Raw genomic sequence first — 20,992 nt, forward strand, 5'->3', positions numbered from 1 at the left:
GACAGCGTTCGATACCTCACCGTTCGTGACTGACAGCACAGAGAGTCCCGACCTGTCCCGGCGGGGCGGGCTCACACGACTGAAGGAGGGAACCTACGGCGGGCTGTTCGCGGCGTGCGCGGCGATCACCCTGCTCACGACCGTCGCGATCTTCGTCACGCTCCTGTCGGACGCGGTGGTGTTCTTCCGGTCGATCCCCGTCGCCGAGTTCCTCACCGGCACCAACTGGAGCCCGAACCCGGCCGGCGGGGGGCAGGCGTTCGGCATCATCCCGCTGCTGATCGGGACGATCACCGTGACGGTCACCGCGGCGTTCATCTCGATCCCGATCGGGACGCTCACCGCGATCTACCTCAGCGAGTACGCGACCCCGAACGCCCGGTCGATCCTGAAGCCGCTGTTGGAGATCCTGGCCGGCATCCCGACCGTCGTCTACGGCTACTTCGCGCTGGTGTACGTCACCCCGGCACTGAAGGCGACGCTGTTCCCCGAGATGAGCACGTTCAACGCGCTCTCGGCGTCGATCATGGTCGGGATCATGACGATCCCGATGGTGTCGTCGATCTCCGAGGACGCCATGAGCGCGGTGCCGGACCAGCTCCGACAGGCCGGCTACGGGCTCGGCGCGACCAAGTTCGAGGTGTCGACCGGGATCGTCGTTCCGGCGTCGATCTCCGGGATCGCCTCCTCGTACATCCTCGCCGTCTCCCGCGCCGTCGGCGAGACGATGATCGTCGTCGTCGCGATGGGCGCGCAGGCGCGGATGCCGGAGGTCCAGCGGGCGCTGTTCGGGATCCCGTTCGTCGACCCCGCCGACATCCTGTTGGAGTCCGGGATGACCATCACCGTCGCGATGGTCCAGATCACCGGGGGCGACCTCACCGGCGGCACGCTCCCGTACAACTCCATGTTCGCGCTCGGTCTCGCGCTGTTCGCGGTCACCCTCGTCATGAACGTGATAAGCGACATCATCGCGGAACGCTACCGGGAGGAGTACTGATGGCGACCGAGAACCCGAACGCCGACGGCTTCGGCGAGGTCAGCCGGGTCAGGGGGATCGCCTTCGAGTACCTCTCGTTCGGCGCGAGCGTGTTCGGCCTCGTCGCGCTCGGCGTCCTCTTGGTGTACGTCGCGATCGACGCCTTCGACCTGGCGAACGCCAGCCCCGAGTGGCTGCTGACGTACTTCCTCACGCTGGTCGTCCCGTTCCTCGCGTTCTGCCTGTTCAGCGCGAGCGACCCCGACGTCACCCGGCGCTCGCTCGGCGCGCTCGGCGGCGGCCTCGTCGCCGTCGCGGTGCTTTTCACCGCGGTCGAGGCGCTCGTCGCCCCGATCCCGCGACTCAACTGGCAGCTCGCGTACCTCTTCGTCGTCGCCGGGCCCGTCGCGGCGTACCTCGCGTACGTCGGGAGCCGCGGCCGCGTCGGCGCGGTCGGCTTCGGGCTCCTCGGGCGGCTGATCGGCGGCGTCGCGATCGGGCTCGCGGTCGGCACCCTGTTCCTGGTGCTCGACCCGCTCGTGTGGTTCCTCGCGTACACGCTCGGGATCCTGCCGGCCGTCGGGCTGTACGCGCTCGGGCGGGGTCGGTCGTCGTCGCGCGCGCAGACCGCGGCGGCGCCGGTCGGGCTCGTCGGGCTGGTCGCCGCGGTGTTCCTCCGCGGCGTGGTCCCGGTGTTCCCGTCGGACCTCGTCATCTACCTCTGGACGATCGCGGTCCCGGTCGCGGCCGCGGGGGCGTTCCTCGTCGCCGACCGTCGGGGCCGGACCGCCGCGGCGGTCGCCGGCGGCGTTCCGCTCGCCGTCGCGACCGCCGGCGGGTTCCTGGCCGCGGGCGCCGGGCTGCCGGCCCCCACGGTCCTCCTCGTGCTCGTCCTGACTGGCGTGCCGACCGCGGTCTACGTCTCCCGCGTGGTCGACAGCGGGGAGGGCCTCGTCGGGCTGGGGCTCCCGCTGCTGCTCGCCGCGGGCGTGGTCGCCGGAGCGCTGATCGTCGAGGCGTGGGGCGTCCCGGCGCCCGACCCGTGGCTCGACCCGTCGTACCTCACGGAGGCGCCCTCCCGAACGCCGACCGAGGCGGGGCTCTACCCGGCCATCGTCGGCTCCGTCATCATCATCGCGATGGTCGCGGTGCTGTCGTTCGCGCTCGGCGTCGGCACCTCCGTATTCCTGGAGGAGTACACGCCGGAGAGCGGGCCGCTCGGTACCCTGACGCGGATCCTGCAGGTCAACGTCGCGAACCTCGCGGCGGTGCCGTCGGTCGTCTACGGCCTCCTCGGCCTCGGGCTGTTCGCGAACCTCCTCGGCCTCGGGATCGGGACGGCGGTGACCGCGGCGCTGACGCTGTCGCTGCTCATCCTGCCGATCACGATCATCTCGGCACAGGAGGCGATCCGGTCGGTGCCGGACGACCTCCGGCGGGGCTCGGACGCCATGGGCGCGACGCGCTGGCAGACGACGAAGAACGTGGTGCTGCCCGAGGCGATGCCGGGGATCCTCACCGGGACGATCCTCGCGCTCGGGCGGGCCATCGGCGAGACCGCGCCGCTCATCATGATCGGCGCGGCGACGACGGTGTTCAGGGCGCCGGACAGCCTCTTCAGCCGGTTCAGCGCGATGCCGATGCAGATCTACACGTGGGCCGGCTTCCCGCAGGCCGACTTCCGGTACGGCGTCGTCGCCGCGGGCGTCATCACGCTGCTGATCATCCTCGTCGGCATGAACGGGACGGCGATACTGCTGCGGAACCGCGCGGAGCGGGGGAGCTAACATGAGTAACACGACATCAGACGACTCGCTGATCACGACGGAGGTACAGGCGGAAACGGACGACGGACGGGCGCCGCTCGCCGACGCCGGCACCGCGGTGGCGGCGCGGAACCTCGACGTCTACTACGGCGACGAGCAGGCGATCGACGACGTGACGATGGAGATCCCCGAGAAGCGCGTCACCGCGCTGATCGGGCCGTCGGGCTGCGGCAAGTCGACGTTCCTCCGGTGTATCAACCGGATGAACGACATGATCGAGATCTGCCGCGTCGAGGGCGACGTCGAGTTCGGCGGCAAGAACGTGTACGACGACGACGTCGACCCGGTCGCCTTACGCCGGAAGATCGGGATGGTGTTCCAGAAGCCGAACCCCTTCCCGAAGTCGATCCGGGACAACGTCGCGTACGGCCTGAAGATCCAGGGGTACGAGGGCGACGTCGACGAGCGCGTCGAGGAGTCGCTGAAGGGCGCCGCGCTGTGGGACGAGGTGAAAGACCAGCTCGACTCCTCGGGGCTCGAACTGTCGGGCGGGCAACAGCAGCGGCTCTGTATCGCCCGCGCCATCGCGCCCGACCCGGAGGTCATCCTGATGGACGAGCCGACCTCGGCGCTCGACCCCGTCGCGGCCTCGAAGATCGAGGACCTCATCGACGACCTCGCGGAGGAGTACACCGTCATCATCGTCACGCACAACATGCAGCAGGCGGCCCGCATCTCCGACCGGACCGCGGTGTTCCTCACCGGCGGCGAGCTGGTCGAGTACGACGACACCACCAAGATCTTCGAGGATCCGGAAGAGCAGCGCGTCGAGGACTACATCACGGGGAAGTTCGGGTAGGCGCCCCGCGTCGCCCGCCGCTCGCTCCGCGGCGAGCGGTCCGGACCGTTCGACGGCGGGCGGTGCGGACCGGCGCGTGAGGGGCGGGCCGGAGCGCCCGCTTCCGGAACCACTAATCGGTTCCGCGCGCATCCTCCACCGTGACGTTACTCGGGGAGCTCATCGGCGATCAGTCGCTGTTCGTCTGGATCCCGATCGGCGTCGTCGGGTTCCTCCTGACCTGGAAGGGCGCGAACGTCGTCGAGTCGACGACGTCGAAGATCAGCGACCACTTCGGCGTCTCGCAGGCGATCCAGGGCGGGCTGATCGTCGCGGCCGCGACCTCGTTCCCCGAGCTCGCGATCATCGTGATCTCCGTGCTGGTCCTCGGCGAGTTCGGCGTCGGCGCCGGCGCGCTCATCGGCACCGCGGTGTTCAACATCTTGGTCATCCCCGCGGCCGTCGCCGTCACGAGCGGCGACACCACGACGACGCAGGGGATCGTCTACCGCGACGCCATCTTCTACATGGTCGCCGTCCTCGCGCTCTTCGGCGTGATCGCCCTGGGCGTCCTCGGCACCGACGGGCGGGAGCTCGCGCGGATCACGCCGCAGATGGGCGTCGGACTGCTGGTGCTGTACGGCGTGTACGTCATCCTGCTCGTCGGCGGGAAGAGCGGCGCGTCGGCGCGCAAGAAGGCCGAGTCGACGAACGTCCCGAAGCAGGTCGGGCTGTTCGCGGCCGGGCTGGCCGTCGTGCTCGTCGGCGTCGAGTCGATGATCGGGATGACGCTCGAAGCCTCCGAGGCGCTGGGCGCGCCGCCGTTCCTGATGTCCGTCACCGTGCTGTCGGTGATGAGCTCGTTCCCGGACCTCCTCGTCGGCGTGAAGATGGGCAAGGCCGGCGACAAGCGGGCCGCGGTCGCCAACGTCTTCGGGACGAACACGTTCAACCTCGTCGCCGCGCTGCCAATCGGCGTCATCCTCGCCGGCGGCGTCTCGATCGGGTTCCTCACCTCGGTCCCCCTCATGCTGTTCCTGTTTTACACCACCCTCGTCGTCGTGGTGATGGCCGCGACGGACTTCGAGATCACCACCGAGGAGGGGTACGCCTTCCTCGCGATGTACGCGGCCTTCCTCGGCTGGATGACGACCGAGGCGCTCGGGATCACCACCCTGTTGACCGAGTCGACGCTCCGGACGATCGTCGGGTGAGCCGGCGGTGACTCGATCGGTGGCGCGACCGAGTCCCCGGCCCGCCGCTACTCCGTCCGGATCCAGACCTCGATCCCGTCGGCGTCGGTGACGGCGACTCCGCCCTCCCGCTCTGCGACCGCGACGTCGACGTCGCCGCCGGCCGCGACCGCCTCCAGCCGAGTCCGGACCGCGTCGAGCGCGGCGGCGTCGGGAACCACGACCTCGAACCACGCGAGCCCGCGGCCCGCGGCCGGCGTCGTCCGCCCCCGCCACGCGTTCGCGGCGAGGTGGTGGTGGTAGCCGCCGGCCGCGACGAACCGGACGTCCGGGCCGGCCTCGCCGACCTCGAAGCCGATCCCGTCGACGTAGACGGCTTCGAACGCCGACAGCGACGTCGCTTCGAGGTGGACGTGGCCGACGTCGGTGCCGGACGGGACGCGGTCGACGGGCGAGGGGTCGGCGGGGGCGTCGCCCGCGTCGGCCGCCCCCGCGGCCGCCGCGACGCCCTCGACGTCGAGCGGCTCGGTCGCCATCCGAGGCGTCCCGTCGTCGTCGACCGGCCACTCCTCGCGGGGGCGGTCGCGGTAGATCTCCACCCCGTTCCCCTCCGGGTCGTCGAGGTACAGCGCCTCGCTGACGAGGTGGTCGGACGCGCCGTCGAGCCGCCAGCGCTCGCGCACCCGGCCCAGCGCCCCGCCGAGCGCGGCCCGAGAGGGGACCCGGAACGCGACGTGAAAGAGGCCGGCCTCGGTTGGGCCGCGCTCTGGGCGGTCCGGGTCGCGGCGAAGGGCGAGCAGGGGAACGGCCTCGCGCCCCGCGGCCTCCGCGCCGTCGACGCCGAGGACGGCCGCGTCGCCGTCGCGGTCGAGGACGGCGAGGCCGACGACGTCGCGGTAGAAGGCGGTCGTCTCGTCGAGGTCGGCGACGCGGAGCGCGACGCGGCCGATCCGCGTGTCGGCGGGGAGGCGGTCGCTCGCGGATCGGTCGGCGTCGGGGCGGTCGACGCGAGGGTCGTCGGGCATACCCCCGTCGAGGGGCGCCCGCGCGTTCAACGCGTCGATCCCACCCGATCGTCCGTTAGAGTCAAACGGCGGGGCGACGCAGTACCCGACATGAGCGTCGAACAGGAGGAGCGGGCCATCCGGTGTCTGGTGGCGAAGGTCGGCCTCGACGGCCACGACCGGGGCGCACACGTGATCGCGCGGGCGTTCCGCGACGCCGGCTTCGAGGTCGTCTACTCCGGGCTCCACCGCGCGCCCGAGGACATCGTGCAGGCGGCGGTCCAGGAGGACGTCGACGTGCTCGGCATCTCGATCCTCTCGGGCGCCCACAACACCCTCGTGCCGAAGGTGATCGAGGGGCTCAAGGAGTACGACGCGTTCGAGGACACCCTCATCCTGGTGGGCGGGATCATCCCCGACGACGACGAGGACGAGCTCAAGTCGCTCGGCGTCGCCGAGGTGTTCGGCCCCGGCACGCCGATGGAGGAGACGATCGAGTTCATCCGGGACAACGTGCCGGAGCGGGCGTAGATGGGCGGGCCGACCCCCGACGAGGAGTCGACGGCGCGGGCCCCGGAGCTGAGCGACCGCGACGCCGAGCTCGTCGAGGAGCTGCTCGCCGGGAGCCACCGGGCGCTCGCCCGGGTCATCACGCGGATCGAGGACCGCGCGGCGGGCCACCGGGCGATCGTCTCCGCGCTCCACGGGCACACCGGCGGCGCCGACGTGATCGGGATCACGGGCTCGCCCGGCGCGGGGAAGTCGACGCTCGTCGACAAGCTGGCGGCCGCCTACCGCGAGCGCGGCGACACCGTCGGCGTCGTCGCCGTCGACCCCTCCTCGCCGTACACCGGCGGCGCCGTGCTCGGCGACCGGATCCGCATGGGGTCGAACGTCGGCGACATGGACGTGTTCTTCCGGTCGATGAGCGCGCGCGGCCAGCTCGGCGGGCTCTCGATGGCGACGGCGGACGCCGTGAAGGCGCTCGACGCCTTCGGGAAGGACGCCGTGATCATCGAGACGGTCGGCGCGGGGCAGAACGAGGTCGACGTGGTCCGCACCGCCGACACGGTGGCGGTGCTCGTCCAGCCCGGCTCCGGCGACGACGTGCAGACGCTGAAGGCCGGCATCCTGGAGATCGGCGACGTGTTCGTCGTCAACAAGGCCGACATGGACGGCGCGGAGCGCACCCTCGCCGAGTTGGAGGAGATGGTCCACCGGCGGGAGGGGCCCACGAAGGGGCTCGAAACGGGCCACCACGGGTTCGACGCGCCGGAGCATCCGGACGACCCGGAGGATTCGGACGATTCGGACGCGGAGGACAGTTCGGGCTCCCCCGAGTGGACCCCCGAGGTGCTCCGGACCGTCGCGAACACGGGCGAGGGCGTCGACGAGCTGATCGCGGCGTTCGACGCCCACGCCGCGCACCTCCGGGAGTCGGGCGAGATCGAGGCGACGGAGCGCCGGCGCTACGCCGAGGAGATCCGGACGCTCGTGCGCTCGGACGTGGGCGCGCTCGCGGCCGGCGAGATCGAGCGCCGCGGCGGGATCGACCGGCTCGCCGAGGCGGTCCGGAGACGCGAGACCGACCCGTACAGCGTCGCCGCCGAGGTCGTCGCCCCCATCGTCGACTGCGTCGAGCCGGACGGGGAGTGACCCCTCCGCCACGAGGTATAAGTCGCCCGCGGACCAACAGGTTTCCATGAAGCTCAGGAACCTCGCCGGGACCGCCCTCCTCGGCGTCGGCGCGCTCGCCGCGGTCAACACCGGACTCCGCTACGAGGGCGAGCTGGAGGCCCCGCTCGACGGCGACGACGGCGTCTTCCGCTGGCGCGGGATGGACGTCGCGTTCACCGAGGCGGGCGACCCCGACGACCCGGACCTCGCGCTGCTCCACGGGATCAACGCCGCCGGCTCCTCGGGCGAGTGGCGCGCGGTGTTCGACGACCTGGCGGCCGACTACCACGTGATCGCGCCCGACTTCCCGGGGTACGGCCGCTCCGACCGGCCGCCGCTCCGGTACTCCGCGGCGCTGTACGAGGACTTCGTCCGCGACTTCCTCGCCGACCTCCACGAGCCGGCCGTCGTCGCCTCGTCGCTGTCGGCCGCGTACGCCGCCGCCGCGGCGACCGGGGACGGGTCCGGAAGCGACGCGGTCGACGTGCGCGGCTTCGTCGGGGTCTGTCCGACGAGCACCGCGGGACCGAGCCCGCCGAAGTCGTGGCTCCGCGAGCTGCTCCGGTCGCCGCTGATCGGCGACGCCCTCTTCAACGTCATCGCGTCGAAGCCGTCGATCCGCTACTTCAACGCCGACCACGGCTACGACGACCCGACGAACCCGAGCGAGGAGTGGACCGACTACGAGTGGCGGACGACCCACGTCGAGAACGCCCGGTTCGCGCCGGCCTCGTTCGTTTCCGGCTACCTCAACAGCGACCTGGACCTCGCGGCCGCGCTCGCCGACCTCGACGTGCCGCCGACGGTCGTCTGGGGGCGCGAGGCCGAGGTGAGCCCCCTCTCCGAGGGCCGCGAGCTGGCCGACGCGGCCGACGCGCGCCTCGTCGTCTTCGACCGCGCGCGACTGCTCCCGCACGTCGAACACCCGGACCGGTTCGTCGAGACGGTGCGGGAGAGCCTCGTCGCGGGCGCGACCGCCTGAGGCGGGCATCCCGTAGGGTCCGGCGTCCGGCGCGCGAGTATCAGCGCTGAGTATCGCGGGGTAACCGGTTTATTCCGGAACCGGCGACTCCGAGCCATGACCGACTCATCGCTTCGAGTGCTCTGCGTCGACGACGAGCCGGGGCTCGCGGCCCTCGTCGCCGCGTACCTCGAACGCGACGACGGGATCGGCTGCGAGGCCGTCGCCGAGACCGACCCGGAGGCGGCGCTGGACCGCATCGAGCGCGAGGCGTTCGACTGCGTCGTGAGCGACTACGACATGCCCGGCCGCACCGGGATCGAGCTCCTCTCGGCGGCGCGCGAGAGCGAGCCCGACCTCCCCTTCCTCCTCTTCTCCGCGACCGAGCCGGACGCCATCGCGGCCGAGATGGTCCGCGCGGGCGTCAGCGACTACGTCGCCAAGCGCGGCGGCGTCGACGGGTACACCGCGCTCCTGCGCCGCGTCGGACACGCGATCGACGGCGACGGCGGGAGCTTCGGGGCGGGCGACGAGGGCGAGTCGGCCGCGGCCGTCGACCCCGCGGCCGACGTCGCGCTCGACGGGGTCTGTACGGTCGCGCCCGACGGGACCTTCGAGTTCGTCGGCGATGAGTACGGGCGGCTGTACGGCTACGAGCCGGACGAGCTCGTCGGCGAGCGCTGGCAGCGCCTCCACCCGGACGAGGAGGTCGAACACATCCGGACGCACGTCATCCCGGCGGTGATGGAGGGCGAGCGGTGGACCGGGACGAGCGAGGGGCTCCGCGCCGACGGGACGACGTTCACCGAGTCGAAGCTGGTGAGCGCGGCGGGCGACGGCCGGCTCGTCATCTCGGTGTCCCCGTTCGACGAGGTCGCCGGCGGACGGGCCGCGAGCGACTGAGGCGGTGGCGAATTAGTCGCGTTCCGGGGGAACTCTTCGACGACGACAAGCCCGTGTCGGAACCGACGGCAGCGCGCCCGGGGTCGTCGACAGTGGACGCTTCCTGACGCTAATTACGGTGGCGCGTGCCTCCGAGCGCCCATCGGGCGCGAGGAGCACGCGCGAGGGACGCGGCGACCGAAGGGAGCCGCGAGGCTGGGGAGGCGTGAGGTGCGGTCGCTGTGCGGTCGGACGGGACTCAAAGGGGCAGCCGTGAGGCGGGCACAGGCGACGGAAGCACTGCAAGGAGCGAGCCCCGCGAGCGACTGAAGCGCGCAGCGAGCGTGTGCCCGCCTCACGGCTGGGGCTTTGTGGTTGGTCTCAATCTCGACGATCACGTACGGCCGAGGGGCTGAAGCTCTGGAGGAATTACCCGTCGACTCACGGTCTGGTATCTATCACCGAGCGGTCGGAGCTTCGGGGGCGTTCGCGTCGATGTCGCTCCCACTCAGTCTCGATACCATTCTCACGTATGCGGCCCGAAACGGGTATCCGCGCGCGTCCGCAACCCGACACCGATGGAGTGCGACAAGTGCGGGGCCGACGCCGTCCACCACGCCGCCTACTCCGGGGCGCACCTCTGCGGCCACCACCTCCGCCGGTCGGTCGAGAAGCGCGTGAAGCGCCGGATCCGCGAGGACGCCCTCCTCGACCCGGACGCGACACCCGAGGATCCCGACCGCTGGGTGATCGGCCTCTCGGGCGGGAAGGACAGCGTCGCGCTGACGCGGATTCTCGACGACGTGTTCGGCGAGGACCCCCGCGTCGAGATGCTCGCGCTGACGATCCACGAGGGGATCGAGGGGTACCGCGACGAGAGCCTCGACGCCTGCGTCGAGCTCGCCGAAGACCTCTCGCTGCGCCACGAGGTCGTCTCCTACGAGGAGGAGTTCGACGTGCGGATGGACGACGTCGTCGAGAGCGACCCGGAGGACATGGCCGCCTGCGCGTACTGCGGCGTGTTCCGGCGCGACCTCCTCGAAGCGTACGCCGCCGAGTTCGACGCCGACAAGCTGCTCACCGGTCACAACCTCGACGACGAGGCGCAGACGGCGATGATGAACTTCCTCGAAGGCGACGTGCGACAGGTGGCGAAACACTTCGACGCCTCGCTCGGCCCCTTCGACGAGCGGGAGGAGACGGACGCGTTCGTCCCGCGCGCCAAGCCCCTCCGCGACGTGCCCGAGAAGGAGGTCGCCCTCTACTGCCACGTCCGCGATCTCCCGACCCACATGGCCGAATGTCCCCACTCGTCGGAGGCGTACCGCGACGAGATCCAGTCGACGATCCACGAGCTGGAGGCGAACCACCCCGGCGCCCGCCACTCGATCATGGCCGGCTACGAGGAGCTCTCCGCGCTCGCGGCAGAGGCGTACCGCGAGGGCGGCGACGCCGCCGACGACTCGCCCGACCTCGGGGAGTGCGAGCGCTGCGGCTCGAAGACGAGCCGCGACGTCTGTCGGAAGTGTCGCCTGCTCGACTCGATCGAGGCGGCGACCTGACCTCGACGCCGGCCGGGTGAACCGCCCGACCGGCGGCGGTCAGGCGTCACCGTCGACGCGCCCGAGCAGGTCGAGCTGGTGGGTGAGGTAGACGAGCTCGCCGGAATCGACCTGCTCGCGGCGGGTTTCGAGCCACGCGTCGAGGTCGGCGGCCGACACGCCGGCGGCGTCCCCGTCGACGACCACCTCACCGGCGGCGTCCCCGTCGACCGCGATCACCTCGCCGACCGCCGCCTCCACGGTGTCGAGGATGTGTCGGAGGAAGAACGCCTCGTCGCCCGGGTAGCCGGCTCCGTCGCCCGGACGACCGCCCTCGTCGTCGTCCGGACGACCGCCCTCGTCGTCGACCGGGCGCACGACCCAGTCGGAGCCGGCGACGCCGAGGAGCGTCGAGCCGTCCGCCTCGCGCAGCCGCGCGAGCGCCTCGCCGCCGGCGCGGCTGTTCCCGCCCGGTTTCCCGTCCATGTGCCGGTGGTAGCGCCGCTCGATCGCCTCGTCGTCGGGGTGCGCCGGGCGAAAGCGCGTCCCGCCGTCGAACGTGATCGGGAAGTAGTACGTCCCGCCGGGCGCGAGCGCGCCGAGCAGGGCGTCGAGCCCGTCGAGGTCGAGCACGTCGAGCAGCGCCATCCCGATCAGCGCGTCGAACTCCCCCGGTCGCTCCGCGGCGTGCGCGACCGCGTCGGCGGCGACCGGCTCGACCGCGACGGTGCGCGCGTCGGTCTCGACGACGAGCGCGTCGCCGTCGGCGTCGTCGACGGACGCCGGTTCCTCCCTACTCGCCGCCCACTCCCGGAGGAACGGCTCGACCCCGGCGAGCGCCTCCGCGTCGCGGTCGACGGCGACGTACCGCGTCTCGCCCGGCGGGAGCACCTCCCAGTCGATCAGCCGGGCGACCATCGTCCCGACCCCGGCCCCGGCCTCCAGCGCGCGGAGGGGGCCGTTCCCCTCGGCGGCGCGCGCCGTCAGCCGCTCGCGGAGGAGCCCGACGAGCCGCCGGTCCAGCGCCCGGTCGTCGACGGGCCGCTTCGCGCGGAGGTACCGCCGGAACGCGGCGGTGTCGGCGGCGATGGCGTCGCCGTCGGGCGCGTCGTCGCCGGACCCGGCGCCCTCTCCCGTCACGTCGCCACCTCCGGATCGGGCGCGTGAGGGGCGTCGTCGGCGCCGGCGACCTCGGCGAGCAGCCGGCGGACGCGCGCGGTCGACTCCGCCCAATCCGGGTGGCGCTCGTACCGGCGCCTGGCGGCGCGGCCCATCTCGGCGAGCCGGTCGGGGTCGGCCGCGAACCCGTCGAGCGCGCGGGCGACGGCGGCCGGGTCGTCCGGGTCGACGAGGGCGCCCGTCTCGCCGTCCGTGACGGTCTCCGCCGCGCCGCCGGCGCGCGAGGCGATCGCCGGGAGGCCGAAGCTCATCCCCTCCAGGTAGACGATCCCGAACCCCTCGTAGCGCGAGGGGACAGCGAGGACGTGGCTCTCGCGGAGGACGTCGGCCAGCGCGGCGTCCGACAGCCGGCCGGCGAAGCGCACGCGGTCGCCGAGCCCGCGCTCCCGCACCAGTCGCTCGACGTCGGCGACGTGACTCTCGTCGACCGCGCGGCCGACGACGGTGAGGTCGACGGCGGCGTCGGCGAGCGCCACCCCCTCGACGAGCGTGTCCAGCCCCTTCCGCGGTCCGACGTTGCCGACGAACGCGACCCGGAGGGGGTCGGACTCGCCGAGCGCGGCGGCCCGCGCCGCGATCGCGGCGTCGTCGACCGCGGGGTCGAACCGGTCGCCGGCGGGCGGGGCGACGACGGTCGCCTCCGGATCGACGCCGAGTTCCGCGACGGCGTCGCGGGTCGCCGCGCTGTTGCAGACGACGCCGTCGACCGTCGCGAGGTATCGGCGCTCGACGGCGCGGTACAGCGGCGAGAGGCGCCGGGGCTCGCTCGCGCGCAGGTGGTGGACGACGCTCACGACCGGGTACGGCAGGTCGCGGTTGGCGAGGACCAGCGAGGGGTGCGCGAGCTCGTCCTGCAACATCACGTCGACGTCGACGCGGAGCCGGTCGCGGAGCGCCGGGCTGGCGTTGTCGAGCAGCCCGCGCGGGTACGATCGCCACGGGAGCTCGACGATCTCGACGGCGTCGCCGGCGGCCCGGAGCCCCTCGACCAGCTTCCGGTCGTAGCGGAATCCTCCCGACCGCTCGTCGAGGCTCCCGTACAGCGCGAGGCCGACCCTCATACCGGCGCGTCGTACGTCGCGGCGGCCGTCTCGTCCTCCCAGACGGTCACGGCCAGCTCCGTCACGGTCTCGTCGGTCACCGCGTCGGTCACGCGATCGAAGATCACGCGGGCGAAGCGCTCGACGCTGGGGTTGTCCCCCTCGAACTCGGGCAGGTCGTTCAGCAGCTCGTCGCGGTAGCGGTCGGCGAGGTCGGCGAGCGCCGCCTCGGCGTCGTCGATGTCGACGAGGTAGTCGTGGGCGTTCAGCTCGGGGCCGCGGAACGTCAGCTCCACCTCGAAGCGGTGGGAGTGCGGGACGCTCTCCGGCCCCTCGTCGACGACCGTGAGGTAGTGCTGGGCCACGAACTCCGTCAGCACCGTCGTCGCGTACATGGACCGATCCACGGGCGCGACGCACCTAAATCCGGAGGGCGTCGCGGTCGCGCCGTCCGGTCGCGGTCGCCGGGACACCTATACGTCTTCCCGCCTCGATACGACCGTGAACTGCCTGTTCGTCGGGGCCGGATCGATCGCGTCGGAGTACGCCGCCGGCCTGTCGGCGGGCCCGCTGTCGCTCGCCGGCGTCGTCGACCTCGACGCCGACCGCGCCGCGGCGCTCGCCGCGGACCGCGACTGCCCGTCGTTCACCGACCTGGAGGCGGCGCTCGCCGCGGTCGACGCGCCGCTCGTGGTGAACCTGACGAGCCACGCCGCCCACGCGCCGGTGACGCGGACCGCGCTGGAGGCCGACCGCCACGTCTACTCGCAGAAGCCGCTCGCGCTCGACGCCGACGAGGCGCGGGCGCTGGTGGGGCTCGCCCGCGACCGCGGCCTCGCGCTCGGCTGCGCGCCCGGGACGCCGCGGGCGCCCTCGCAGCGCCGGGCGGGTCGGCTCCTCGCGGACGGCCGGCTCGGTCCGGTGAGACTGGGGTACGCCCACGCCCACGTCGGGCGCGTGACCGACTGGCACGACCGCCCCGACTCCTTCCTGGAGATCGGGCCGCTGTACGACGGAGCGGTGTACCCGCTCGCGCTGCTGGTGACGTGGTTCGGTCCGGTCGAGCGCGTCCGCGTCGCCGACGCCCTCGACGTCTGGCCCGACCGCGAGGAGCGCCGGCCGTCGGCGCCGAGCCACGTGGAGGCCGCGCTCGCGTTCGCCGCGGGGCCGACCGTCAGGCTCACGGCCAGCTTCTACGCGCCCCACCGGAGCCGGGAGTTCTACGGCCTGGAGCTCCACGGCGACGACGGCTCGCTGTACCTGGCGGACGCTGGCGCGACGGCGACCGACCGCGACGGCGTCCGGTTCGGCCGCGTCGGTCGGGAGTACGTGAGCGCGCCGCCGGCGTCCCCCGAGGAGCCGTACGAGTACGTCGACGCCGTCGAGCGGCTCGCCGCGTCCGTCGAGTCCGGGTCGCCCTCGCGGGCCGGCGGCCGCCGGGGCGCCCACGTCGTCGCCGTCTGCAACGCGATCGAGGCGGCCGTCGAGGAGGGCGGGCCGGTCCCCGTCGACGACTGCGGGGCGACCGCCGACCCGCCCCCGGCGCCGGTCGTGCGGCCGGCGGCGTCTCTCAGCCGTGATACGAGCGAGGGGAGCGGGGAGGGCGCGGCCGCGGTCCGACTTCCGTCGGTCGGCTTCGGCTGCTCGCGCTACCGCGACGGGGCGTACGTCGAGCGCGCCGACTCGATCGCGACCGCGCTCGACGCCGGCTACCGCCTCCTCGACTCCGCCGAGCTGTACGGCAACGAACACCGGATCGGGGCGCTGCTCGCCGCGCCGGGCGCGCCCGACCGCGAGGGCGTGTTCCTCCTCGGGAAGGCGTGGCGGACCAACCACCGCCGCGAGCACCTGCTCGCCGCCTGCGCGGGCAGCCGGGAGGAGCTCGGGATCGACGCCTTCGACTGCTACGCGCTCCACTGGCCCTCGGCGCTCGAACACCGGGGCGAGCTGCGCCGGCTCGCCGAGGAGCCGGTCGAGCGGCGGGAGGCGCTCACCTTCCCCGAGGACGCGGACGGCGAGCTCGCGACCGACGACGTGTCGCTCGCGACCGCGTGGGAGAACCTGGAGGCCGTGTACGAGAAGGGGTGGGCCCGGACGCTCGGAATCTGTAACGTCTCGCGGGCGCAGCTGGAGACGGTACTGGAGACCGGCGACGTCGACCCGGCCCTGGTGCAGGTGGAACGTCACCCCTACCGGCCCCGGAACGATCTGGTCGACTTCTGCCACGAGCGCGGGATCCGGGTCGTCGCGCACTCGCCGCTGTCGGCGCCCGGGCTCCTCGACGAGCCCGTCCTGAACGCGATCGGGACGGACCGGGGGCTCTCGCCGGCCGAGGTCGTGATCGCGTGGAACGCGACCCGGGGCGTCGTCCCGATCCCGTCCAGCACCACGGAGTCGCACGTCGTCTCGAACCTGGCCGCCGGAGCCGCGCGGCTGACCGCGGACGAGGTCGCGCGCGTCGACGCCCTGCACGACCCCGACTTCGAGCGGTAGGGGGCCGGCGCCCGCCCGCCGATCGGTCGGTATTCCTATGTGACTGAAGTCCATGTGTGTGATATGGCAACGACCGAGACGCAGCAGCCCACGGTCGACATCGGCTCGCTGAACGGCCTCCACTGGGTGGGTATCGTCGCGGCCCTGGTCTCCGCCGCCGTCCACCTCTTCCTCGGCGTCAGCTTCGCGCCCTCCCCGCTGGGGATCAGCTTCGTCCTCGCGGGGCTCGGCTTCGTCGGCGGCGTCGTCCTCCTCGTGATCGACTACCGCCGGCGCGCGGTGTACGCGGTCGGGATCGCCTTCACGCTCGTCCAGATCGTCCTGTGGTACGTCGTCAACTTCGCGGGGGGCGCCGGATCGTTCCCGGGCGACGTCGGGACCCTCGGCGCCGTCGACAAGGTCGCGCAGGTCGTCCTGATCGCCGTGCTGGTCGCCCTCCTGCGGCGGTAGCCGTGCCGACTCCGGACCGCCGATCGCGACGCTCGCTCGCCGCCGCGCCGGTCGGAGGCGGCGGGAACGCGTGCGATCGCGGCGTAAACGCACCCGAGGCCGCCGTAAACGCCGTCTTTCGGGGGACGGCGGGAGGCGACGGGTAGATGGCCGAGGCCCCCCAGCGGCGGTCCGTCCACGTCGGGGTCGGGGTCGGACTGCCGCTCGTCGCCGCGGCCGCGCTCGGCGTCCTCCTGTTCCGGCTGTTCCCCGCGGACGCCATGGTCCGGTGGGGGCTCTCCCCGGCCGTCGTCGCCGGCGTCTGCTGGGCCGGACAGCTCTGGTACGTCGGCTACGGGCTCGATCCGGGGGGGATCGCCGACGGGTTCTGGCGGCGGCTGCTCGGTCTGGCGAACGCGGTCACGCTCGCGCGCGGCGCGCTGTACGCCGTCGTCGCCGGGTTCGTCGTCGTCCCGCCGGGGACGTCGCTCGCGTGGGGCCCGGCGCTGTGTTACGGCGCCGGGGTCGTCCTCGACAACCTCGACGGGGCCGTCGCCCGGACCGTCGGCCGGGAGACGGAGATCGGCCGGCGGCTCGACATGGCGTTCGACACGTTCGGGTTCGTCGCCGCGCCGCTGGTGGCGGTGTCGTGGGGGCTGCTCCCGGCCTGGTACCTCTCGATCTCCGCCGCGCGGTACGTCTTCCGCGGGGCGGTGTGGCTGCGGCGCGTCCGCGGACTCCCGGTCGGCGACCTCCCCGACGGCGACCTCAGCAGGTACCTCGCGGGCGTGCAGATGGTCTTCGTGACGGTCGCGCTCCTCCCGCCGACGCCGACGGAGCTGGCGTGGGCCCTCGCGCCCGTCGTCCTCGCGCCGTCGCTGGCGGTGTTCGCGCGGGACTACCTCGTCGTCAGCGGCCGGCTCTCCCGGCGCCGGTGACCGCGGCGGGCGCTCACGGGTACTCCAGGATCACCTGCACCGCCGCGTCGGGCTCCGCGTCGAGCAGCTCGTACGCCTCCGGCGCGCGCTCGAAGGGGATCCGGTGGGTGATCAGCTCGTCGGCGGGGATCCGCTCCAGCCGGTCGAGCGCCGCGTCCATGCGTCGGTCGCGGTCCCAGCGCCCCCGGAGCTCGGGGCTTATCGTCGACACCTGACTGGAGACGATGTCGATGCGGTCGCGGTGGAACCGCCCGCCGAGGTCGATCGGCGCGCGCTTGGTCCCGTACCACGAGCCGACGACGATCCGCGCGTCGTAGCCGACGACGCCGATCGCGTCGTCGAGCGCGTCGGGCTGGCCGGAGAGCTCGATCGCGAGGTCGGCGCCGTCGACGGCGGAGTCGGGGCCGAGGTCGGAGTCGGCGTCGCCACCGGTCGTCCCGATCGCGTCGCCCTCGCCGAGTTCGGCCGGGGTCGCCGTCCGGTCGGCGCCGAACGCCGCGGCGAGGGCGCGGCGCCGCTCGATCGGGTCGACGACGACGAGCGACTCCAGCGGGAACGCCGAGAGGATCCGGGTGACGCAGAGGCCGATCACGCCGGCGCCGAACACCACGACCCGCTCTCCGAGCCGGGGGGCGGCGTCGAGGACGACGTTCGTCGCGGTCTCGACCGACGGGAGCAGCGAGCCGGCCGCCGGCGTCGTCTCCGGCGGGAGCGCGACCACCGAGTCGGGGGTGGCGCGGAAGCGCGTCTGGTGGGGGACGAAGGCGAACACCGACCGACCGACCCACGCCGGATCGACGTCGGCGCCGACCTCGCTGACCACGCCGCTCGCGGCGTAGCCGTACCGGAGGGGGTACGAGAGGTCGCCGTCGAGCGCGTCGAGCGTCTCGTCGGCCGGGAGGTCGTCCGGCGTCTGGTCGCGGTACACGAGCAGCTCCGTTCCCGCGCTTATCGCCGACGCGCGGGCGTCGACGAGGAGCTCGTCCGCGTCCGGCGGGCCGACCGACGTCTCCCGGACCTCGACGGTCTCCGGGCCGGTGAAGTAGAGCGCGGCGTCGGTCATCGCGTCGCGCGCGCGGTCCCGTCTCGGTCGACGCCCGAGCGACGCCGCGGGCCTCGGCTCGGCTGGTGGCGTGACACGTCACAGTCCACGGACCGCGCGATGTTAAGTCCTCGCGCCGTCCCGCGGGTCGGGCGCGGAGCGGGCGGCGAAAAAGCGAGGCGGGTCGGTCGACGGGCGACGCCTAGCGGATGACGTCGAGGCCGTTGTTCTTCTCGGTCGGCTCGGTGCCGCCGTCGGACTCCCAGGCGCCGCCGTCGGCGCCTCCGGAGGCCGTCGCGCCGGCGGTGCCGTTCGTCTCGGCGGCCCGGGAGCGCGAGTCGCCGAGGTCCTCGCCGTCGACCGCGGCGCGGGACTTATCGGCCTGCTTCTGCGTCGAGGGACCGAGCACCTGCGCGCTCTGGACGCCCGTCATGATCGCCATGACGCGGACCTTCCCCTTGTACTCGTCCTGGATGCGGGCGCCCCAGATCACGTTGGCGCTCGCCTCCAGCCGCTCTGTGATGTTGTTCGCGATCCCCTCGGCCTCCTTCAGCGTGAGGTCCGGGCCGCCCGTGATGTGGACGAGCCCGCCGGAGGCGCCGCGGTAGTCGACGTCCAGGAGCGGGTGGTTCATCGCGTCGTTGACCACCTCCTGGGTCTTGTTCTTGTCCTGGGTCTCACCGACGAGCATGACCGCCACGCCGCCCTGGTTCATGATCGTGGACATGTCGGCGTAGTCTAGGTTGATGAGGCTCGGCTGGGTGATCGTCTCGGAGATCCCCTTCACCGTCTCCGCGATGATCTGGTCCATCACGGAGAACGCCTTCCCGATCGGCAGGTTCGGCACGTAGTCGAGCAGCCGGTTGTTGTCGAGGACGATGATGGAGTCCGCCTCGTTGCGGAGCGTCTCCAGGCCCTCCTCGGCCTTCACCGTGCGGGCGCGCTCGACGTTGAACGGGGTCGAGACCATCCCGACGACGATGGCGCCCTGCTCTTTCGCGATCTTCGAGATGACCGGCGCCGCGCCGGTGCCGGTGCCGCCGCCCATCCCGGCGGTGACGAAGACGAGGTCGGCGTCGCCGAGCACCTCCTTGATCGTGCCCTGCGCCATCTCGGTGGCGCGCTCGCCCATCTTCGGGTCGCCGCCGGCGCCGAGCCCCTGCGTGAGCGACTTGCCCACGAGGATCTTGGTGTCGGCCTCGACCATCTTGAGGTGCTGTTTGTCCGTGTTGACCGCGACGGTGTCGGCGCCGTCGACGCCGATGTTGTACAGTCGGTTGATCGTGTTGTTGCCGGCGCCGCCGGCGCCGACGATGACGATTCGGGGGTCCCCGAACTCGTCGTCCTCCATGTCGACGGAGTCCATGTCGCGCTTCTCCGCCTCCGCGTTGTCGAGGGCGTCCTGAACGAGATCTTGCATCGGTTTACACCTTCGCCCAGTTGCGGTTGCGGCCGCGCTCGTCGCGCTCGCCGTCCTGTTCGTTCAACATGTCGCGGACGGCCGACCGGATCGCCTCGCTCCGGTTCGGGAACTCGCCCGTCTCGACCATCTGTTCGACCTCGTCGATCTGCTGTTTCGGGATTCGTAGTGTCACACGCTCCATTGGTATTCCCCCGGTAAGACGGCGAACACGCGACGCGTGTGTCTTACAGCGACGGGTCGCCCGTCAGCGGGGTCATCCCCGCCGCGGACGGTCGCTGTAAGACGACCGTCTTACGCAGTTCGAATCACCGAGGCTATCATTATAAAACTACCGACGAGTGTAAGACATCATCCGAAACGCCGAATTTCGGGAGCCTTACGCCTCAGAAACTCGTTATCTGTCCTTCAACACGTCCGCAGCCGGCGTCCGACGGCCGCAGCCGGGGCAGAACGCCCAGTCGGTTCGCAGCTCGTCGCCGCACTCGCAGAACGCCCTGTGAGACTGTTTTTCGCCGCAGTTCGGGCAGTAGACGTGGTCCTCCGGAACGTTTTCGCCGCAGCCGCCGCAGACGCTCTCGGTCGCGCCCACGCTCGGCGGCGTCTTACGCGACTCCGTCTCGGCGTCCGCCGACGTCTCACGTGTCACACGCGCGTCCTCCGGATCGGCGTCAGGAGCGTCGAGAGAGACGTTCACGTTGATTTCGGCCGGGTTTTCGCGCGCATACGCCGCGTCGGACGGGCCCCGCCGACCGCCGAGTCGGTCGTCCAACGCGGCGTCGAGCCGCTCGGCGATGAGGTCGTCGACGCGGTCGGCCAGCGCGGCGTCGACCGTGTCGTCCGCGGCGTCTCGGCCCGCGTCGCCGGCGGTCGCCCCCGCCTCGGCGTCGTCGAGGTGAGCGCGGAGCGCCTCCCGCATCACCTCGCTCTTGGAGGCGTCACACGCTTCCAGCCGCTCAACGAGGCCGTCGTCGGCTCGGAAGGTGATCTTGCTCATACGGACGCCATATCGACCGCACTACAAGTATCTTCCCCCCGATATCGGGCGACGGCGCCGCGGCGTTTCAGTCCCTCGAAACGAACGCTCGGCGCCGTCGCGGTCGGCGAAATCGTGGGATATGGTCACACGTGTGTCTGACGCGGATTTATACGGCCCGCGTGAGCATACGTGTGTATATGAGTAACCGCGTCGAGGACCTCGAACGACAGGTCGCGGAGCTGCAGGCGGCGGTCAACGGGCTCACGGAGGAGCTGGTCGAGATGAAAGAGCGCGTCCGACAGGTCGAGGACGCGCAGGAGGTGTCCGTTCAGGCGGGGGCCGCGGGCGAGGACCCGGGGACCGCCGAGACTGCGACGGCGTCGGCCGCAGACGAGCCGACCGAATCGGCCGGCGGCGAGACGCGGACGCACTCCGACGACCACGTCGAGGTCGTCGAGCGGACGGGCGGCGAGGGCGCCGACGAGGCCGCCGGCGCCGGTGCCGACGCCGAGAGCGACGACATGGTCGTCCCCGAGCAGGAGGCGACGACGCCGGACGCCGAGGCCGGGGAGTCCGAGGCAACGAGCGACGACGAGGAGTCGGACAGCGACATCATCGTCGCGTAGTCCGC

The 20,992-nt window shown here is 72.3% G+C and carries 21 protein-coding genes; 13 read left to right on the forward strand and 8 right to left on the reverse strand.

Annotation, left to right across the window (positions count from 1 at the left end; translation table 11 throughout):
- Positions 1 to 25: 25 nt before the first annotated feature.
- The 4 genes from pstC (at position 26) to NO900_RS16585 (ending at position 4,797) form a co-directional block, all read left to right on the forward strand.
- Positions 26 to 1,000: a phosphate ABC transporter permease subunit PstC gene (gene pstC, locus NO900_RS16570; RefSeq protein WP_256409061.1), complete on the forward strand. Its 975-nt coding sequence runs from the start codon at positions 26 to 28 to the stop codon at positions 998 to 1,000.
- Positions 1,000 to 2,766, forward strand: coding sequence for a phosphate ABC transporter permease PstA (pstA, locus tag NO900_RS16575; RefSeq protein ID WP_256409062.1), 1,767 nt, complete (start codon positions 1,000 to 1,002; stop codon positions 2,764 to 2,766). The genes pstC and pstA overlap by 1 nt, the downstream gene beginning before the upstream one ends.
- A gap of 1 nt (position 2,767) precedes the next feature.
- Positions 2,768 to 3,604 carry a phosphate ABC transporter ATP-binding protein PstB gene (gene pstB, locus NO900_RS16580; protein ID WP_256409063.1) on the forward strand — a complete coding sequence of 279 codons (837 nt, stop codon included), beginning with the start codon at positions 2,768 to 2,770 and terminating at the stop codon, positions 3,602 to 3,604.
- Between the two features lie 140 nt (positions 3,605 to 3,744).
- A complete protein-coding gene (locus NO900_RS16585; RefSeq protein ID WP_256409064.1) occupies positions 3,745 to 4,797 on the forward strand; it encodes a sodium:calcium antiporter in 1,053 nt (350 codons plus the stop codon).
- Positions 4,798 to 4,844: 47 nt separating this feature from the next.
- On the opposite strand, the gene NO900_RS16590 is transcribed toward NO900_RS16585, so the two are convergent.
- The gene (locus tag NO900_RS16590) at positions 4,845 to 5,801 is read right to left on the reverse strand and encodes a VOC family protein (protein WP_256409065.1); all 957 of its coding nucleotides are present in this window, start codon (positions 5,799 to 5,801) and stop codon (positions 4,845 to 4,847) included.
- Positions 5,802 to 5,891: 90 nt separating this feature from the next.
- Here NO900_RS16590 and NO900_RS16595 point away from each other — a divergent pair, with 90 nt between their 5' ends.
- The 5 genes from NO900_RS16595 to ncsA all read left to right on the forward strand — a co-directional run bounded on the left by NO900_RS16595 (position 5,892) and on the right by ncsA (position 10,862).
- A complete protein-coding gene (locus tag NO900_RS16595) occupies positions 5,892 to 6,311 on the forward strand; it encodes a cobalamin B12-binding domain-containing protein (protein WP_256409066.1) in 420 nt (139 codons plus the stop codon).
- Positions 6,312 to 7,436, forward strand: a complete 1,125-nt coding sequence (gene meaB, locus NO900_RS16600; protein WP_256409067.1) for a methylmalonyl Co-A mutase-associated GTPase MeaB — start codon at positions 6,312 to 6,314, stop codon at positions 7,434 to 7,436.
- 46 nt (positions 7,437 to 7,482) lie between these two features.
- Positions 7,483 to 8,439 (forward strand): alpha/beta fold hydrolase, encoded by a 957-nt coding sequence (locus NO900_RS16605; RefSeq protein WP_256409068.1) that lies wholly within the window; start codon positions 7,483 to 7,485, stop codon positions 8,437 to 8,439.
- A 96-nt stretch (positions 8,440 to 8,535) separates the two neighbouring features.
- Positions 8,536 to 9,321, forward strand: coding sequence for a response regulator (locus NO900_RS16610; protein WP_256409069.1), 786 nt, complete (start codon positions 8,536 to 8,538; stop codon positions 9,319 to 9,321).
- A gap of 557 nt (positions 9,322 to 9,878) precedes the next feature.
- On the forward strand, positions 9,879 to 10,862 hold the full coding sequence (gene ncsA, locus NO900_RS16615) for a tRNA 2-thiolation protein NcsA (protein WP_256409070.1): 984 nt from the start codon (positions 9,879 to 9,881) through the stop codon (positions 10,860 to 10,862).
- A gap of 39 nt (positions 10,863 to 10,901) precedes the next feature.
- Here the strand turns inward: ncsA and NO900_RS16620 are convergent, their stop codons facing one another.
- Genes NO900_RS16620 through NO900_RS16630 form a run of 3 tightly spaced genes read right to left on the reverse strand, consistent with a single transcriptional unit; the run spans position 10,902 to position 13,455 of the window.
- Positions 10,902 to 11,981: a hypothetical protein gene (locus tag NO900_RS16620; RefSeq protein ID WP_256409071.1), complete on the reverse strand. Its 1,080-nt coding sequence runs from the start codon at positions 11,979 to 11,981 to the stop codon at positions 10,902 to 10,904.
- Positions 11,978 to 13,081, reverse strand: a complete 1,104-nt coding sequence (locus NO900_RS16625; protein ID WP_256409072.1) for a glycosyltransferase family 4 protein — start codon at positions 13,079 to 13,081, stop codon at positions 11,978 to 11,980. Before NO900_RS16625 ends, NO900_RS16620 begins: the two co-directional genes overlap by 4 nt.
- On the reverse strand, positions 13,078 to 13,455 hold the full coding sequence (locus NO900_RS16630) for a 6-pyruvoyl trahydropterin synthase family protein (protein WP_256409073.1): 378 nt from the start codon (positions 13,453 to 13,455) through the stop codon (positions 13,078 to 13,080). The genes NO900_RS16625 and NO900_RS16630 overlap by 4 nt, the downstream gene beginning before the upstream one ends.
- A gap of 106 nt (positions 13,456 to 13,561) precedes the next feature.
- Here NO900_RS16630 and NO900_RS16635 point away from each other — a divergent pair, with 106 nt between their 5' ends.
- The 3 genes from NO900_RS16635 to NO900_RS16645 all read left to right on the forward strand — a co-directional run bounded on the left by NO900_RS16635 (position 13,562) and on the right by NO900_RS16645 (position 16,920).
- On the forward strand, positions 13,562 to 15,553 hold the full coding sequence (locus NO900_RS16635; protein ID WP_256409074.1) for an aldo/keto reductase: 1,992 nt from the start codon (positions 13,562 to 13,564) through the stop codon (positions 15,551 to 15,553).
- Between the two features lie 63 nt (positions 15,554 to 15,616).
- A complete protein-coding gene (locus NO900_RS16640; protein ID WP_256409075.1) occupies positions 15,617 to 16,003 on the forward strand; it encodes a DUF7475 family protein in 387 nt (128 codons plus the stop codon).
- A gap of 146 nt (positions 16,004 to 16,149) precedes the next feature.
- A complete protein-coding gene (locus tag NO900_RS16645) occupies positions 16,150 to 16,920 on the forward strand; it encodes a CDP-alcohol phosphatidyltransferase family protein (protein ID WP_256409076.1) in 771 nt (256 codons plus the stop codon).
- 13 nt (positions 16,921 to 16,933) lie between these two features.
- On the opposite strand, the gene NO900_RS16650 is transcribed toward NO900_RS16645, so the two are convergent.
- From NO900_RS16650 to NO900_RS16665, 4 genes are all read right to left on the reverse strand, one after another.
- Positions 16,934 to 17,983, reverse strand: coding sequence for a zinc-dependent alcohol dehydrogenase (locus NO900_RS16650; protein WP_256409077.1), 1,050 nt, complete (start codon positions 17,981 to 17,983; stop codon positions 16,934 to 16,936).
- Between the two features lie 181 nt (positions 17,984 to 18,164).
- Positions 18,165 to 19,382, reverse strand: coding sequence for a cell division protein FtsZ (gene ftsZ / locus NO900_RS16655; protein WP_256409078.1), 1,218 nt, complete (start codon positions 19,380 to 19,382; stop codon positions 18,165 to 18,167).
- 4 nt (positions 19,383 to 19,386) lie between these two features.
- Positions 19,387 to 19,566, reverse strand: coding sequence for a ribbon-helix-helix domain-containing protein (locus NO900_RS16660; RefSeq protein WP_004595187.1), 180 nt, complete (start codon positions 19,564 to 19,566; stop codon positions 19,387 to 19,389).
- Positions 19,567 to 19,779: 213 nt separating this feature from the next.
- Positions 19,780 to 20,379, reverse strand: coding sequence for a double zinc ribbon domain-containing protein (locus NO900_RS16665; protein ID WP_256409079.1), 600 nt, complete (start codon positions 20,377 to 20,379; stop codon positions 19,780 to 19,782).
- 179 nt (positions 20,380 to 20,558) lie between these two features.
- Between NO900_RS16665 and NO900_RS16670 the strand changes: the two genes are divergently transcribed.
- Positions 20,559 to 20,987: a DUF7518 family protein gene (locus NO900_RS16670; protein ID WP_256409080.1), complete on the forward strand. Its 429-nt coding sequence runs from the start codon at positions 20,559 to 20,561 to the stop codon at positions 20,985 to 20,987.
- Positions 20,988 to 20,992 lie beyond the last annotated feature (5 nt).

It is taken from the genome of Halorubrum rutilum (assembly GCF_024494565.1).